Annotated in this window: 15 protein-coding genes and 2 pseudogenes; 12 read left to right on the forward strand and 5 right to left on the reverse strand. The window is 61.3% G+C overall.

What is annotated here, in order from left to right; translation table 11 throughout:
- Positions 1-229: 229 nt before the first annotated feature.
- The 4 genes from rhtA to L8K08_RS00020 all read left to right on the forward strand — a co-directional run bounded on the left by rhtA (position 230) and on the right by L8K08_RS00020 (position 3,037).
- On the forward strand, positions 230-1,117 hold the full coding sequence (gene rhtA / locus L8K08_RS00005; RefSeq protein ID WP_106580606.1) for a threonine/homoserine exporter RhtA: 888 nt from the start codon (positions 230-232) through the stop codon (positions 1,115-1,117).
- 165 nt (positions 1,118-1,282) lie between these two features.
- On the forward strand, positions 1,283-1,564 hold the full coding sequence (locus tag L8K08_RS00010; protein WP_145165923.1) for a hypothetical protein: 282 nt from the start codon (positions 1,283-1,285) through the stop codon (positions 1,562-1,564).
- 114 nt (positions 1,565-1,678) lie between these two features.
- The gene (locus tag L8K08_RS00015; RefSeq protein ID WP_242193566.1) at positions 1,679-2,410 is read left to right on the forward strand and encodes an SDR family oxidoreductase; all 732 of its coding nucleotides are present in this window, start codon (positions 1,679-1,681) and stop codon (positions 2,408-2,410) included.
- Between the two features lie 36 nt (positions 2,411-2,446).
- Entirely contained in the window at positions 2,447-3,037 is a 591-nt protein-coding gene (locus tag L8K08_RS00020; protein ID WP_145165925.1) for a 2-hydroxychromene-2-carboxylate isomerase, read from the forward strand.
- Here the strand turns inward: L8K08_RS00020 and L8K08_RS00025 are convergent.
- A pseudogene (locus tag L8K08_RS00025) lies at positions 3,030-3,176 on the reverse strand (quinone oxidoreductase); the annotation flags it as partial. The gene L8K08_RS00020 and the pseudogene L8K08_RS00025 overlap by 8 nt on opposite strands.
- On the opposite strand from L8K08_RS00025, the pseudogene L8K08_RS00030 reads away from it, so the two are divergent.
- Positions 3,173-3,364 (forward strand): annotated as a pseudogene (locus L8K08_RS00030) (hypothetical protein); the annotation flags it as partial. The pseudogenes L8K08_RS00025 and L8K08_RS00030 sit on opposite strands and share 4 nt — an antisense overlap.
- On the opposite strand, the gene L8K08_RS00035 reads toward L8K08_RS00030, so the two are convergent.
- The 3 genes from L8K08_RS00035 to L8K08_RS00045 all read right to left on the reverse strand — a co-directional run bounded on the left by L8K08_RS00035 (position 3,315) and on the right by L8K08_RS00045 (position 6,836).
- On the reverse strand, positions 3,315-5,123 hold the full coding sequence (locus L8K08_RS00035) for an aminopeptidase P family protein (RefSeq protein WP_242193568.1): 1,809 nt from the start codon (positions 5,121-5,123) through the stop codon (positions 3,315-3,317). The pseudogene L8K08_RS00030 and the gene L8K08_RS00035 overlap by 50 nt on opposite strands.
- 49 nt (positions 5,124-5,172) lie before the next feature.
- A complete protein-coding gene (locus L8K08_RS00040) occupies positions 5,173-6,333 on the reverse strand; it encodes an aminotransferase class V-fold PLP-dependent enzyme (RefSeq protein ID WP_145165927.1) in 1,161 nt (386 codons plus the stop codon).
- A 233-nt stretch (positions 6,334-6,566) separates the two neighbouring features.
- Positions 6,567-6,836 (reverse strand): hypothetical protein, encoded by a 270-nt coding sequence (locus tag L8K08_RS00045; RefSeq protein ID WP_145165928.1) that lies wholly within the window; start codon positions 6,834-6,836, stop codon positions 6,567-6,569.
- 399 nt (positions 6,837-7,235) lie between these two features.
- Here L8K08_RS00045 and msuE point away from each other — a divergent pair, with 399 nt between their 5' ends.
- The 4 genes from msuE (at position 7,236) to L8K08_RS00065 (ending at position 11,452) form a co-directional block, all read left to right on the forward strand.
- The gene (gene msuE, locus L8K08_RS00050) at positions 7,236-7,799 is read left to right on the forward strand and encodes an FMN reductase (RefSeq protein WP_106580598.1); all 564 of its coding nucleotides are present in this window, start codon (positions 7,236-7,238) and stop codon (positions 7,797-7,799) included.
- A 9-nt stretch (positions 7,800-7,808) separates the two neighbouring features.
- Complete coding sequence (ssuD, locus tag L8K08_RS00055; RefSeq protein WP_242193569.1) at positions 7,809-8,951, forward strand: FMNH2-dependent alkanesulfonate monooxygenase; 1,143 nt, start codon at positions 7,809-7,811, stop codon at positions 8,949-8,951.
- A gap of 198 nt (positions 8,952-9,149) precedes the next feature.
- Positions 9,150-10,337, forward strand: coding sequence for an acyl-CoA dehydrogenase family protein (locus tag L8K08_RS00060; RefSeq protein WP_242193570.1), 1,188 nt, complete (start codon positions 9,150-9,152; stop codon positions 10,335-10,337).
- An 11-nt stretch (positions 10,338-10,348) separates the two neighbouring features.
- On the forward strand, positions 10,349-11,452 hold the full coding sequence (locus tag L8K08_RS00065; protein WP_106580595.1) for a sigma-54 dependent transcriptional regulator: 1,104 nt from the start codon (positions 10,349-10,351) through the stop codon (positions 11,450-11,452).
- Here the strand turns inward: L8K08_RS00065 and L8K08_RS00070 are convergent.
- Positions 11,441-11,806 (reverse strand): antibiotic biosynthesis monooxygenase, encoded by a 366-nt coding sequence (locus L8K08_RS00070; RefSeq protein WP_242193571.1) that lies wholly within the window; start codon positions 11,804-11,806, stop codon positions 11,441-11,443. The genes L8K08_RS00065 and L8K08_RS00070 overlap by 12 nt on opposite strands.
- A 99-nt stretch (positions 11,807-11,905) precedes the next feature.
- Here L8K08_RS00070 and soxR point away from each other — a divergent pair, with 99 nt between their 5' ends.
- From soxR to L8K08_RS00085, 3 genes are all read left to right on the forward strand, one after another.
- Positions 11,906-12,355: a redox-sensitive transcriptional activator SoxR gene (gene soxR, locus L8K08_RS00075; protein WP_242193572.1), complete on the forward strand. Its 450-nt coding sequence runs from the start codon at positions 11,906-11,908 to the stop codon at positions 12,353-12,355.
- A gap of 230 nt (positions 12,356-12,585) precedes the next feature.
- The gene (locus L8K08_RS00080) at positions 12,586-13,461 is read left to right on the forward strand and encodes an alpha/beta hydrolase (protein WP_242193573.1); all 876 of its coding nucleotides are present in this window, start codon (positions 12,586-12,588) and stop codon (positions 13,459-13,461) included.
- A gap of 107 nt (positions 13,462-13,568) precedes the next feature.
- Positions 13,569-14,879 (forward strand): dicarboxylate/amino acid:cation symporter, encoded by a 1,311-nt coding sequence (locus L8K08_RS00085; RefSeq protein WP_242193574.1) that lies wholly within the window; start codon positions 13,569-13,571, stop codon positions 14,877-14,879.
- Positions 14,880-14,921 lie beyond the last annotated feature (42 nt).

Below are 14,921 nucleotides of genomic sequence, written 5' to 3' on the forward strand. Positions count from 1 at the left end.
CCAAGGAGTTTTCCGTTTCGACTGCGCCGGAAGTGGGGCGAATTATAGACTTCCAGAATCTCCCGTCAACCCTTAATTTGGATTTTCTATCAAACTCCCCCAAAACCTAACGACACCTTCTATATAGAGGGCCAAAATCCAGAAACTGAGCAATATATTGCTCAAAGCTCACCAGTTGAGCATCATAAGCCCCCTGCCTCTCCACCACGACTTTGGACAAACACCCCCAATGACCACCCCACCCCGCAGCCTGGCATCGGCACTGTTCCCGGTCGGCCTGCTATTAATAGCCATGGCGTCGATCCAGTCCGGCGCCTCGCTGGCCAAAAGCATGTTCCCCATTGTCGGCGCCCAGGGCACGACCACCCTGCGGCTGATATTTGCCAGTGTGATCATGCTGCTTCTATTACGCCCATGGCGCGCCAAGCTCACGGCCAAGTCCCTGCGTACCGTCGTCATTTATGGCATGGCGCTGGGTGGCATGAATTTCCTCTTCTATATGTCCTTGCGCACAGTGCCCCTGGGCATCGCAGTAGCGCTGGAATTCACAGGCCCGCTCGCCGTTGCGATCTACGCTTCGCGCCGGGCGGTGGACTTTCTATGGATCGGCCTCGCGATCGCCGGCCTTCTACTGCTCATACCCATAGGCGAAGCCAGCAGCGGTATCGATCTGACGGGCGCAGCCTATGCCCTCGGCGCGGGTATCTGCTGGGCGCTCTATATTCTGTTTGGCCAAAAGGCCGGCAACGACAATGGCGTCCAGACCGCAGCACTCGGCGTAATGATTGCTGCCTTGTTTGTCGCGCCGATTGGCATCGTCCACGCAGGCGCCGCACTGCTGACCCCAGCACTGATCCCCGTCGCCCTGGCTGTCGCCATCTTGTCCACGGCCCTGCCCTATACCCTGGAAATGGTCGCACTCACCCGCCTTCCTGCCCGCACCTTCGGCACCCTGATGAGCATCGAGCCTGCATTCGGCGCGCTTTCCGGACTGTTCTTCCTGCAAGAGCACTTGTCGCTGGCACAGTGGCTGGCCATCACCTGCATTATCCTGGCCTCTGTAGGCGCTACGCTGACGATGCGCAATGAATCCAAACCGCTGGTGCCGGCCGATTGACCGCTATCTAAGGTAGCTCTGGTATTTGCCGCTTATTTAGGCCATGTTTAGGCCGTAAATGAATGTCTTTCATGGAGAATTTCGACAAGGACAGCTGAACGCTACAATCGAGAGCGAGTGAAGCCTGCATCGAGCCTTTTTGCGAAGCGGCTATTAAGGATAGTGATGAAAAGAATATTGATACTGTTCATGGTCGTGGGCATTGCGGGCTGTGCTGCGACCACCAAGACAGAAGTGAAACGGGGCAAAAAAGGGCTGCATATCAACTGTTCGGGGCTGTCCTCCTCCTGGGACCAGTGCTACACCAGCGCAGCCAATTCATGCGGTGCCAAGGGCTACCGGGTTATCGCCAAGTCCGGTGACAACTCCGAGGAGCCTGGAGACTACCCCTTCGGCCTCAACCCTGCCGGCTACACCAGTCGCAGCATGATCGTCATCTGTAAGTGAGCACCCGAGCAGTCTTCATCCGACTGCTCCCCTTTTCTGAAAATCTGATCTCGACCCGGCCCTTTGCGACGCCGCGGCTACACTCCTGCTCGACTATCGAGCAACGGAGTTCCCATGACAGAAAACAACAAAATCGTATTGGTAGTGGGTGCCGGTGATGCCACCGGCGGCGCCATCGCCAAGCGCTTCGCGCGCGAAGGCTACGTGGCCTGCGTCACCCGCCGCAGCGCAGACAAACTGCAGCCCTTGGTCGACAGCATCCAGGCGGCCGGTGGCCAAGCCCACGGCTTTGCCTGTGATGCACGCAAGGAAGACGAGGTCATCGCGCTGGTCGAACAGATCGAAAGCGAGTTGGGCCCGATCGAAGCGTTCGTCTTCAATATCGGCGCCAACGTGCCTTGCAGCATCCTTGAAGAAACCGCGCGCAAGTACTTCAAGATCTGGGAGATGGCCTGCTTCTCCGGCTTCTTGAATGCGCGCGAAGTGGCCAAGCGCATGGTCACCCGCAACCGCGGCACCATCCTGTTCACCGGCGCTACCGCAGGCTTGCGCGGCGCTGCGGGTTTCGCTGCGTTTGCCGGCGCCAAGCACGGCATCCGCGCACTCGCACAAAGCATGGCGCGAGAGCTGGGCCCCAGGAACATCCATGTGGCTCACGTAGTGGTCGACGGCGCCATCGACACCGACTTCATTCGCGACAACTTCCCGCAAAAATACGCCCTGAAGGATCAGGACGGCATCCTCAACCCCGAACACATCGCCGACAACTATTGGTACCTGCACAGCCAACCACGCGACGCCTGGACCTTCGAACTGGACCTGCGCCCCTGGAATGAACCCTGGTAAGCACGCCTCCACAACAATAAGCAGCGAGCATCGACCATGAGTAAAACCCTGGAATTCTTCTTTGACCTCGGCAGTCCCGCCACGTACCTGGCCTACACCCAACTGCCTGCCCTGTGCGCCGCAACCGGCGCGACCCTGGTGTACCAGCCGATGCTGCTCGGAGGCGTGTTCAAAGCCACCGGCAATGCATCCCCCATCAGCGTCCCGGCCAAGGGCCGGTACATGTTTAATGACCTGGCACGGTATGCCCAACGCTACAACGTGACGCTCAAGTTCAACCCGCACTTCCCCATCAATACCCTGATGCTGATGCGCGCAGTGACCGGCATGCAGCGTCACCAACCCGAGCGCTTCCAAGGCTTCATCGACTGCCTGTTCCACGCCCTCTGGGTCGAAGGTCGGAATATGGGCGACCCCGCTGTCGTGGCCGCGGTGTTGACCGAAGCCGGTTTCAATCCGGAAGAAGTGCTGGCCCTGGCCAATGATGAAAGCGTGAAAGCCGCCCTCAAGGACAACACGGAACAGGCCGTTCAGCGCGGCGTGTTTGGTGCGCCCAGCATGTTTGTAGGCAACCAGCTGTTCTTCGGTCAGGACCGTCTGGAATTTGTGCGCGAAGCCCTCAGCTAATCGCTATCACCAATCGCCCCCGAGCGCCGCTTGCGAGCAAATCGTAAGCGGCATTTGCCGTCAGCAGGTCGAATTGATGCGGGTCCATGATCGGCTTGAGCTTGCCCGCATCGATCAACCTGGCCGCGTCGGCCAGTATCGGTGTTGCAGGACTACACCCCGCCGTCACTGCCCATCTACGCGGTCTCGGCGCCCAATCGCCGCCAGTCGGCGCGGGTCAAGGCGTTCGTCGACTATATGGCCGACGCCCTGGCCCAGGCGCCCGAACTGCAACCGATCAAATCGCCGCTGTGCGCACCTGCAACCATTCCAGCGCAGCGCCGCTGAGCAGCGGGCTAAGCCGCTCGCGCACCTCGGCGTGGTAGGCGTTGAACCACTCGCGCTCGTCCGCCGTCAGCAGCGACGGCACCAGGCAACGGGTGTCGATCGGGCACAGGGTCAGGGTTTCGAACTTGAGAAACTCACCGAACTCGGTCTTGCCCGCTTCACGGTTCAACACCAGGTTCTCGATGCGCACGCCCCAACGGCCTGGGCGATAAGTGCCCGGCTCAATCGAGGTAATCATCCCCGGCTGCATCGCCGTTTGCGGTGCAGTGGCGGCCTGGTAGGCAATCACTTGCGGGCCCTCATGCACATTCAGGAAATAGCCTACACCGTGACCCGTGCCGTGGCCGTAGTCCACGCCTTCGGCCCAGATCGGCGCACGCGCAATGGCGTCCAGCAGCGGCGACAGAATGCCCTTGGGAAACTGCGCACGCGACAAGGCAATCACGCCCTTGAGCACCCGTGTGCAGTCACGCTTCTGCTCTTCGCTCGGCGTGCCGATCGGCACCATCCGCGTGATGTCCGTGGTGCCGCCCAGGTACTGGCCGCCCGAATCGATCAGCAGCAAGCCATCGCCCTCGATCAGCGCGTGTTCTTCTTCAGTGGCATGGTAGTGCGGCATCGCGCCATTGGCGTTGAAGGCCGCGATGGTGTTGAAACTCAACGACACATAACCGGGGCGACGGGTACGCGCGGCCGTCAGGTGTTCATCAATAGTCAGTTCGGTAATGCGCTCACGGCCCAGCGCACTGTCCAGCCAGGCGAAAAATTCGCACAACGCCGCGCCGTCCTGCTCCATGGCTTGGCGGATATGCTCGGCGTCGGCCAGGCTCTTGCGCGACTTGGCCAGCGTGGTCGGGTTCAGCCCTTCGACCAGCTTGACGCCGGCATCGAGGTTTTCCAGCAAACCGGCCGTCACCCGCGCCGGGTCAACATGCAAGCTCGCGCCCGACGGCACAGCCCGCAGCGCATCCGCCACTTCGCTGTAGTCGCGCAGGGTCACACCCTCTTGCTCCAGCACCGCGCGTAACTCGGCATCGACCTTGCTCAGCGCCACAAACAAGGTGGCCTGCTGCTGATTGATCAAGGCAAACGACACAAACACCGGGTTGAACGACACATCGCCGCCACGCAGGTTGAACAGCCAGGCGATGTCATCCAGGGTGGCGATAAAGTGCCAGTCGGCCCCCTTCTCTTTCAGGCTGGCACGCAGCGCGGCGAGCTTCTCGCCGCGGCTGACTGTCGCCTGCGGCGGCAGGTGTTGATAGATCGGCTGGTTCGGCAATGCCGGGCGGTCTTGCCAGACTTCGTTGAGCACATCGATATCGGTACGCAGGCGCGCGCCGCGCTCTGCCAGTTTGCCGCCCAGGGTACGCGCCGAGGCCACGGCCATGACCGCGCCATCCACCGCCACCACACCGCCTTCGGGGGTTTGCTCGGCCAGCCATTCCAGCGGGCCGGGTTGGCCGGGCTGCAACTTCACCAGCTCGATACCGCTGCCCTTGAGTTCCTTGGTGGCCTGTTCCCAGTAACGGCTATCGGCCCAGACACCGGCGAAATCTGCAGTGACAATCAGCGTGCCCACCGAACCATGAAACCCCGACAGCCATTGCCGCCCCTGCCAGTAACCCGGCAAGTACTCGGACAAGTGCGGGTCGGCCGACGGTACCAACAGGGCGTGGATGCCCTCGCGGCGCATCAGTTCACGGGTGCGCGCCAGGCGCTGGGGAACCGTTCCATGGGTCAAAGGCTGCGTACTCATTGTGTCTCCTGCTAACCACTAATAATTGTTATGTGTTGCGAATGAAAAATCAGACCGCCCAGAACGCCGGGGCACTGGCGAGTGCGGCTTTGATCAACTGCACGGCCTGATCGATGTCCTGTTCGGTGGTAAACCGGCCCAGGCTCAGGCGAATGGTACGACCAGCGCTGCGCGCGTCATGGCCCAGGGCCAGAAGCACGTGGGACGGCGCGTTGCTCGCAGAATTACACGCCGAGGTCGCCGAGAACGCCATGCCGGCACTGAGTGCGGCGGAATTGAACTCACCTTCACTGAACGTCAGGCTGAGCGTATGGGGAATGCGCTGTGTGGCGCTGCCGTTCAGGCGCACGCCCGCCACTGTTTCCAACTGGTCGAGCAGGCGCTGGCGCAAGGCGACGATGCTGGCCTTTTCCTCGGCAAAGGACTGCGCCGCCAAGGCAAACGCGGTGCCCATGCCCGCAATCTGATGTGTCGCCAGGGTGCCGGAGCGCAGGCCGCCTTCGTGACCACCGCCGTGAATCTGCGCCAACACCTTTTGCTGCGCTCGCGGGCCGACATACAACGCGCCGATGCCCTTGGGGCCGTACAGTTTGTGCGCAGAAAACGACATCAAATCCACCGGCCATTCAGCCAGGTCGATCGCGACTTTGCCGGCACCTTGCGCGGCATCCACATGCAACAGCGCGCCGTGCTCACGCACCCGTGCGCCGATGGCAGGGATGTCGTTCAAGGTGCCCAATTCGTTATTGACCAGCATCAGCGACACCAGAAAGGTGTCGTCACGTAACGCTTCACTCACCGCGGTGGCGCTGATCAGCCCGTCGGCGTCCGGCACCAGATAAGTGACGGCCACCCCGGCTTCCTGCAGCTGCCGCGCGGTATCCAGCGTGGCCTTGTGTTCGATCTGGCTGGTAATGATGTGCCCGCCCGCGACGCCGCGCGCCTGGGCCACGCCTTTGATCGCGAGGTTGTTGGATTCAGTCGCACCGGAGGTCCAGACGATCTGCTCAGGGCTGGCACCTACCAGCTCGGCGACCTGGCGCCGCGCCTGTTCAACCGTTTGCCGGGCCGCCTGGCCGTACGCATGGGAACTGGACGCAGGGTTACCGAAATTGGCATTGAAGCCCAGACACTCGACCATCACCTGGATGACCCGCTCATCCACCGGCGTGGTGGCGGCGTAGTCGAAATACAACGGACGTTTATTCATGACGTTTAAGACTCGCAGAGCGTATTCCCGAGAGCAACGTCTCAGGGGCATCAACCGGAACAGAGGTCGTCAGGTTTAACCGATCGAATGCCATTAAAGAAGAACAACTTTATGCAAATGTGCGTAGGAACGCTCCTGAAATTCAGCTTAACAGGCTGAAGTAGCCCAATGGCAAACAAAAAGCCCGAGGTTCCTTAGGGGAATCCTCGGGCTTTTTGCTGCTGAGCGCCGGCTCAACTGGGACGACCATGCAGCACCACGCTGCGTTCGGCGTTCATTTCGCCTTGGTGATCAAAGCCGAACGGCTTCTGTGGCTGGGCGGTCAGTGCGGCGCGCTGCTGTTGGTATTCATCAAACGACAAGCCGCGACGGCTCAGCGCTTCCAGGGCCAATTGCTTGGTTTCTTCAGCCGTGTAAGGGCGTGATTCAGGTGATGGATGAGTCGCACAGCCAGCAAGGACGGCGCTGACAACGAGTAAGGAAACAGCCAGAAAATGGTTCATGGTGGAGGCCCTGCGAAGGAGGTTTCGAGTCAATGAACACAGGCTACTCCCGCCCCTGCACGGTGAAAATCACCCGCCGTGATAGTCGCTATCAACCGTTCAGACACCTGCAATAGCCAGCGAGACATATTCATTTAAGATCTATAAATATGGAAATACGTTCATTTACGGAATAAACCTAACCCTCTATAAATAGCCCCATATCGAATCAACACTGTTCGCCACGCAACTGTTGCACCAGCAACAGCTATTCAACAAAACACCAGTCAGCCAACAGCTTCACTGTTCAGCAGTGAGCCTGAAGCCCGCGCCAATCAAGGCTTCCAGCCGTTGGTACAGCTCTTGCTCAACACGCTCCACTTCACCCGCTATGTACCCCTGTTGATAAAGGAACTGTTCATGACCCGTCCCCTGAATGTCGTTGCCCTCTCCGGCGGAACCTGGCGCCCCTCGCGCACCCTGGTGCTGACCCAGGCCGTGTTGGCCGAGCTGGCGACGTTACTGCCGATCCAGACCACGCTGATCGAACTGGGCGACATCGCCCGGCCATTGGGCGGCGCCCTGTCGCGTGACGAACTGCCGGCCGAGGTTGAATCGCAACTGTTGGCCATCGAACAGGCTGACCTGCTGATCGTCGCCGCGCCGGTGTACCGCGGCTCCTACCCAGGCCTGCTCAAGCACTTGTTCGATCTGGTCGGCCTCAATTCACTGATCAACACGCCGGTATTGCTCGCTGCCACCGGCGGCAGCGAACGTCACGCGCTGGTGCTCGATCATCAGCTGCGCCCGCTGTTCAGCTTCTTCCAGGCATTGACCTTGCCGATCGGTGTGTACGCCACCGAAGCCGACTTCACCGACTACCAAATAACCAGCGAGCCCTTGAAGGGCCGCATACGCCTTGCCGCAGAACGCGCAGCACCGTTGTTTGCCGCGCACTCCCCCTCTCTGCTGAAAATCGCTTAAGGATTTGTCATGGATGTTTTCTGGTTTCTGCCGACGCATGGCGACGGTCACTACCTGAGCACCACCCAAGGTGCACGCCCGGTCACCCTCAATTATTTGAAACAAGTGGCGCAAGCGGCTGACAACCTGGGCTACTACGGCGTGCTGATTCCTACCGGCCGTTCGTGCGAAGACTCCTGGGTCATCGCCTCGGCGCTGGTGCCGTTGACCGAACGCCTGCGGTATCTGGTGGCAATTCGTCCGGGCATCATCTCGCCCACCGTCTCGGCGCGCATGGCCGCCACACTGGATCGGCTGTCCAACGGCCGCTTGCTGATCAATGTGGTGACTGGCGGCGACCCCGACGAAAACCGCGGCGACGGCAGTTTCCTGGACCACAGCGAACGCTACGAAGTCTCCGACGAATTCCTGCAGATCTGGCGCCGTGTGTTGCAGGGCGAATCGGTGGATTTCGAAGGCAAACACCTGCGCGTACAGAATGCCAAGGCCCTTTACCCACCGGTGCAGAAGCCCTATCCGCCGCTGTACTTCGGCGGTTCTTCAGACGCGGCCCACGACCTGGCCGCCGAACAGGTGGACGTGTACCTGACCTGGGGCGAGCCGCCCGCCGCCGTCGCGGAAAAACTCGCGGATGTGCGTGAACGCGCCGCACGCCACGGCCGTACCGTGAAGTTCGGCATTCGCCTGCACGTGATCGTGCGCGAAACCGAAGAAGACGCCTGGAAAGCCGCCGACAAACTGATCGAGCACATCAGCGACGAAACCATCGCGGCCGCGCAAAAATCTTTCTCGCGCTTTGACTCCGAAGGGCAGCGCCGCATGGCCGCCTTGCACGATGGGCGCCGCGACAACCTGGAAATCGCCCCCAACCTGTGGGCCGGCGTCGGCCTGGTCCGAGGCGGTGCCGGTACGGCATTGGTCGGTAACCCGCAGCAGGTGGCCGAGCGCATCAAGGAATACGCCGACCTGGGCATCGAGAGCTTCATTTTCTCCGGCTACCCGCACCTGGAAGAGGCCTATCGTTTTGCTGAGCTGGTGTTCCCGCTGTTGCCGGAACCCTACGCCAGCCTCGCCGGGCGCGGCATCACCAACCTCACCGGCCCGTTTGGCGAAATGATTGCCAATGATGTGCTGCCCAAAACAAAGGCCTGAGCACGCTGAAATCGGCCTGACAGGGCAGCTGCTTTTCTGTGGGAGCCGGGCTTGCCCGCGATACAGGCGACTCGGTGTTTCAGTGAACCCCGGTTGATGCCATCGCAGCGGTGCGACGACTCGACAAGCCAGCGCCCACACTTGAGCTGCATTGCCAGACCTACAGCGCACGGCTTCTGAGCCAATTGAGGAAACCCCGTGACAGCCAACCCCCACAGCGTCCTGCCATCGCCGCTGCAAACCGCCAAACTGCTGGCCGCCGAATTCGCCCTCACGGCCGTCGAGCGCGACGAGCGTGGCGGTACACCGAAAGCCGAACGTGACGCCCTGCGCCAAAGCGGCCTGCTGGCCCTGAGCATACCCACGCAGTACGGCGGCCTCGGCGCACGCTGGAGCGAAACCCTGGGCATCGTGCGCGAATTCGCCAAGGTCGACAGCTCCATCGCCCATGTCTTTGGCTTCCACCACTTGATGCTCGCCACCGTGCGCCTGTTTGCACGCCCGGACCAATGGCAACCCTGGTTCGAACAGACCGCGCGCAAAAACTGGTTCTGGGGCAATGCCCTCAACCCGCTGGACACCCGCACGGTGGTCAAGGATTTCGGCGGCTGGCGCGAATTCTCGGGTAAAAAAAGCTTCTGTTCCGGCGCCAGCGACTCGGAAATGCTCATCGCCTCGGCGGTGGATGAAAGTGCCGGCGGCAAACTGTTGATCGCGGCCATCCCCAGCGGGCGCAGCGGCATCACCTTGCACAATGACTGGAACAACATCGGCCAGCGCCAGACCGACAGCGGCAGCGCCAGCTTTGAACGGGTGCGTGTCGAAGAATCGGAACTGCTCCTCGATCCAGGCCCACTGAGCACGCCCTTCGCCTGCCTGCGCCCACTGATCGCGCAACTGACGTTCACACACATGTTTCTCGGGATTGCCGAAGGCGCGTTTGAAGAAGCGCGCAATTACACCCTGACCGAAACCCGTTCGTGGCACAAATCCTCGGCCGACGACGTGCGCCAGGACCCTTACGTGCTGCACCACTACGGCGAGTTCTGGGTGGCGCTGGAAGGCGTGCGTCTGCTGGTCGAGCGCGCCACCGATCTGCTCGACCAGGCCTGGGCCAAAGGCGCCAAGCTTAGCGAGCACGAGCGCGGCCAGCTGGCCATTGCGATTGCCACCGCCAAGGTTGCCGCCACCCGCCAGGGCCTGGAGCTGTGCAGCCGCCTGTTTGAAGTCACCGGCGCGCGCTCCACCCACGCCTCGCTGCGTCTGGACCGCCACTGGCGCAACCTGCGCACACAAACCTTGCACGACCCGGTGGACTACAAACTTCACGAGCTGGGGGACTGGGCGTTGAACCAGTCCCTGCCGATTCCCACGTTCTATTCCTAAGAGAGGTGCCCATGCAGCTTTTAACCTTACCGCCCTCGCCCGCCCTTGCGACCTCGATCCGCGCCACGGCCCAGGTCTTCGAAGACCCCAAATCCCAGGCGCTGCTCGACCACATTCAGCAAGTGGCGCCCAGCGAAGCAAGCGTGCTGATCATCGGCGAGACCGGCACCGGTAAAGAGCTGGTGGCACGCCACATCCATAACCTGAGCGCGCGCCGCAACCGGCCGTTCGTGGCGGTCAACTGTGGCGCATTCTCCGAGTCGCTGGTGGAAGCCGAATTGTTCGGCCATGAAAAAGGCGCGTTTACCGGCGCCCTCAGCGCCAAGGCCGGCTGGTTCGAGGAGGCCGACGGCGGCACCTTGTTCCTCGATGAGATCGGCGACTTGCCGATGGCGATCCAGGTCAAGTTGCTGCGCGTGTTGCAGGAGCGCGAAGTGGTGCGCCTGGGCTCACGCAAGAGCATTCCTATTGATGTGCGTGTACTGGCCGCCACCAACGTGCAACTGGAAAAGGCCATCAACGCCGGGCATTTCCGCGAAGACCTCTACTACCGCCTCGACGTGGTCAGCCTGGAACTCAGCCCATTGCGCGAGCGCCCCGGCGACATCCTGCCGCTGACCCGGCACTTCATCGAAGCCTACAGCCAGCGCCTGGGTTACGGCCCGATCACCATCAGCCGCGAGGCCGAGCACAAACTCAAAAGCTACAGCTGGCCGGGCAATATTCGCGAGCTGGAGAACGTGATTCACCACACCCTGCTGATCTGCCGCAACGGCGTGATCGAGCGCGATGATCTGCGCTTGTCCAACATGCGCATCGAGCGCCAGGACGACAGCCAGCACGGCACCGACAACAGCGCCGAAGCCCTGCTGGCGCGCGCGTTTCAAAAGCTCTTCGAGGAACAGGCCGGCGCCCTGCATGAGAAGGTCGAGGACGCGTTATTGCGCGCCGCCTACCGCTTCAGCCATTACAACCAGGTGCACACCGCCAACCTGCTGGGCCTGAGCCGCAACGTCACGCGCACACGCCTGATCAAGATCGGTGAACTGGCGGTAAACAAGCGCAGGCCCGGTGAGAACGTGCAAGGCGAGCGCATGTTGCACCTATCCATTTAGGCGACAGTGCAACGCGTTGTCATGGCTGCGCTCAAAGCTGCGCAGTACCTGGAACGAGTCGAAGGTCACCGCCGTGGCCCGGTGGGCGCGGATCAGCGTCCAGAAATCTTCCTCGCCATGCTCAAAGCATTTGAAGGCTGCCTCGCCCTCCTCGCGCGAGCGCCATTGCAGGTAGTTGAGCACCCGCCGGCCGTCGTCGCTGACCTGCACACTCGCATTGATAAAGCCGCCATGGCCCTGGGCCAGGCGCTCGCTTTGGGTGGACAAGGCCGCCACCAGCGCGCGTTGCTGCCGGGGCTCGATCTGAAATTCGATCAATTGAGTGAAGCTGCGATTCTTCTCTGATACCTGCATGAACACTCCCCTTTCGGTGTAGGCAAAATCTTGCGATTCGATGCCACGCAGGGTAAAACCTCTAGTTAAGTCAAGGTCAAGCATTGTTTCGGAGTTTTCATGCTCAACAAAGCACTCACCGTCGGCCAGTTGGCCGCCCGCAGTGGCGTGGCGGTCACGGCCCTGCATTTTTATGAGTCCAAGGGACTGATCAAGAGCCAGCGCAATGCCGGCAACCAACGGCGCTACCCACGGGATGTGTTGCGCCGGGTGGTGGTCATCAAGATCGCCCAGCGCTTGGGCATTCCGCTGGCGACGATTGGCGAGGCGCTGCAAACCTTGCCGGATGGGCGCACGCCCACCACTGAAGACTGGGAACGCTTGTCGGCGCTGTGGCGAGAGGACCTGGACGCTCGCATCAACAAATTGTTGCTGCTGCGCGACAAGCTCAGCGGGTGTATCGGCTGTGGGTGTTTGTCGCTGGAGGCGTGCCCGCTGCGTAACCAGGATGACCAACTCGGCGAGCGCGGGCCGGGCGCCCAATTGCTGGAACCCACCACTGCACCCTGATCTGGGAATGCGATCAATGTGGGAGCTGGCTTGCCTGCGATGGCATCGCCGCGGTGTGACAGGCATACCGAGGTGTCTGCATCGCAGGCAAGCCAGCTCCCACAGGAGTCCTCAGTGTTTGAAAGGTTGAGGCTCCTACACACTTCATGAACAACCCCTCCACGCTTTCCCCCTTGCCCCGCACGCCGCGTGATTCCAGGATGCAGGCAATCATCACAAGGAGTCATTCCATGTTCGCCGGATTCCAAAAAGACCAGTGCCACGTCAACGGCGTGGACATCAGCTACCGCAAAGGCGGTACAGGTCCCGGTCTGCTCCTGCTGCACGGGCACCCGCAAACCCACGTCATCTGGCACAAAGTTGCCGAGCAACTGGCCGAGCATTTCACCGTGGTGGCTGCCGACCTGCGCGGTTATGGCGACAGCAGCAAGCCGCCGGCCAATGACCAGCACACACACTACTCAAAACGCGAAATGGCCCGCGACGGCGTTGAACTGATGCAGGCGCTGGGCTTCGCGCAGTTCTCGGTACTCGCCCACGACCGAGGCGCCCGCGTCGCGCATCGCCTGGCACTCGACCATCCCGACGCCGTGCAGCGCATGGTGCTGCTGGATATCGCGCCGACGCTGGCCATGTATGCCCAGACCAACGAAGCGTTTGCCCGCGCCTACTGGCATTGGTTCTTCCTGATACGCCCGGCGCCGCTTCCGGAAACCTTCATCGGGTCCAACCCCGAGCTCTACCTGCGCAGCGTCATCGGCAGCCGCAGCGCGGGCCTCAAACCGTTTACCGAAGAAGCCCTCGCCGAATACCTGCGCTGCCTGCAACTGCCGGGCACTGCGCGTGGCATCTGCGAAGACTACCGTGCCGCCGCCGGTATAGACCTTGAACACGACCAGGCGGATATCGACGCCGGCCATCACCTGAACCTGCCCTTGCTGGTGATGTGGGGCGCCGAAGGCACCGTCGGCCGCTGTTTCGAGCCGCTCAAGGAATGGCAGAAGGTCGCCACCGACGTGCGTGGCAAGGCCCTGCCGGCCGGCCATTACATTGCCGAAGAAGTGCCTGAATTATTGCTCGGCGAAGTCCTGACCTTCCTTCGCTGAACCAGCTCTGAACGCTGTAGCTCCGTGACCTGAAAGACCCGCCTCGCAGGCTGCTGATGGCCTGCGACGGGTTCTGCTTGCCCAAAAAAACGATTGAGATAATAACAATGACAATCAAAAAACTGCTGGGAACCCTGTATGTGCAGGTGCTCATCGCTATTGCACTGGGTGTGTTGATCGGCCATCAATGGCCGCAAGTCGGCATCGACCTCAAGCCCTTGGGCGACGGGTTTATCAAGCTGATCAAGATGATCATCGGCCCGATCATCTTCTGCACGGTGGTCTCCGGCATCACCAGCATGCACGATGTGAAACAGGTCGGTCGGGTCGGCGGCAAGGCGCTGTTGTATTTCGAAATCGTCTCCAGCATTGCCTTGCTGATCGGCATTCTCTCTGCTCACCTGCTGCACCCCGGCGTGGGCTTCAACATCGATGTGAAGACCCTGGACGGCTCGGCCATCGCCGGTTTCGTCGGCCAGGCGCAGCACGGTGAAGGCGTCACCGGTTTTCTGCTGAACGTTATCCCGGGCACGTTTTTCGACGCTTTCGCCAAGGGCGAGATCCTGCCGGTACTGTTTATTTCCGTCTTGTTCGGCCTGGGCCTGGTGATGGTCGGCGAAAAGGCACGACCGCTGGTAGGTGTGATCAATCAGGCCAGCGAGGTGTTTTTCCGCATCGTCGGCATGATCAGCCGCGTCGCCCCGATTGGCGCCTTCGGCGCCATTGCCTTCACCATCGGCAAGTACGGCGTGGGTTCGCTGCTGCCGCTGCTGAAGCTGGTCGGCACCTTCTACCTCACCGCGTTCTTCTTTGTCGCAGTGGTGCTGGGCGGCATCGCGCGTTACGCAGGCTTCAGCATTTTCAAACTGATGGGCTATATCAAGTCGGAGCTGTTGATCGTACTCGGCACCAGCTCGTCGGAATCGGCGCTGCCGCAACTGATCCAGAAACTTGAAAGCCTGGGTGCCTCCAAAGGCGTGGTGGGCATCGTGGTGCCTACCGGCTACACCTTCAACCTCGACGGCACCAACATCTATATGACCCTGGCCGTGCTGTTCCTGGCCCAGGCGACCAATACACCCCTGCCGCTGGAACAACAACTGACCTTGCTGGCGGTGGCCATGCTCACCTCCAAGGGCGCCGGTGCCGTGGTCGGCGCCGGCTTCGTGGCATTGGCCGCCAGCCTGGCGGTGGTGCCGACGGTGCCGGTGGCGGCGATGGTGCTGATCCTGGGCGTTGACCGCTTCATGGCTGAATGCCGCTCGCTGACCAATATCATCGGCAACGCCGTCGCAGCCCTGGTGGTGGCAGCGTGGGAAGGTGAGCTGGATCGCGAAAAAATGGCGCCCATCGCCCTCAAGCGCGGCCGCCATGCGCGGGCGGCCCAAGCGGCACAGGCGAAGATCGCTGCCGAGTAAGCAATAACGCCTGGGCGTGCCGGAAGGCGCGCCGATCCGGTG

The organism is Pseudomonas sp. TREG-RG-20F-10-E-6-01 (genome assembly GCF_022662455.1).
In the GTDB taxonomy this organism is placed as follows: domain Bacteria; phylum Pseudomonadota; class Gammaproteobacteria; order Pseudomonadales; family Pseudomonadaceae; genus Aquipseudomonas.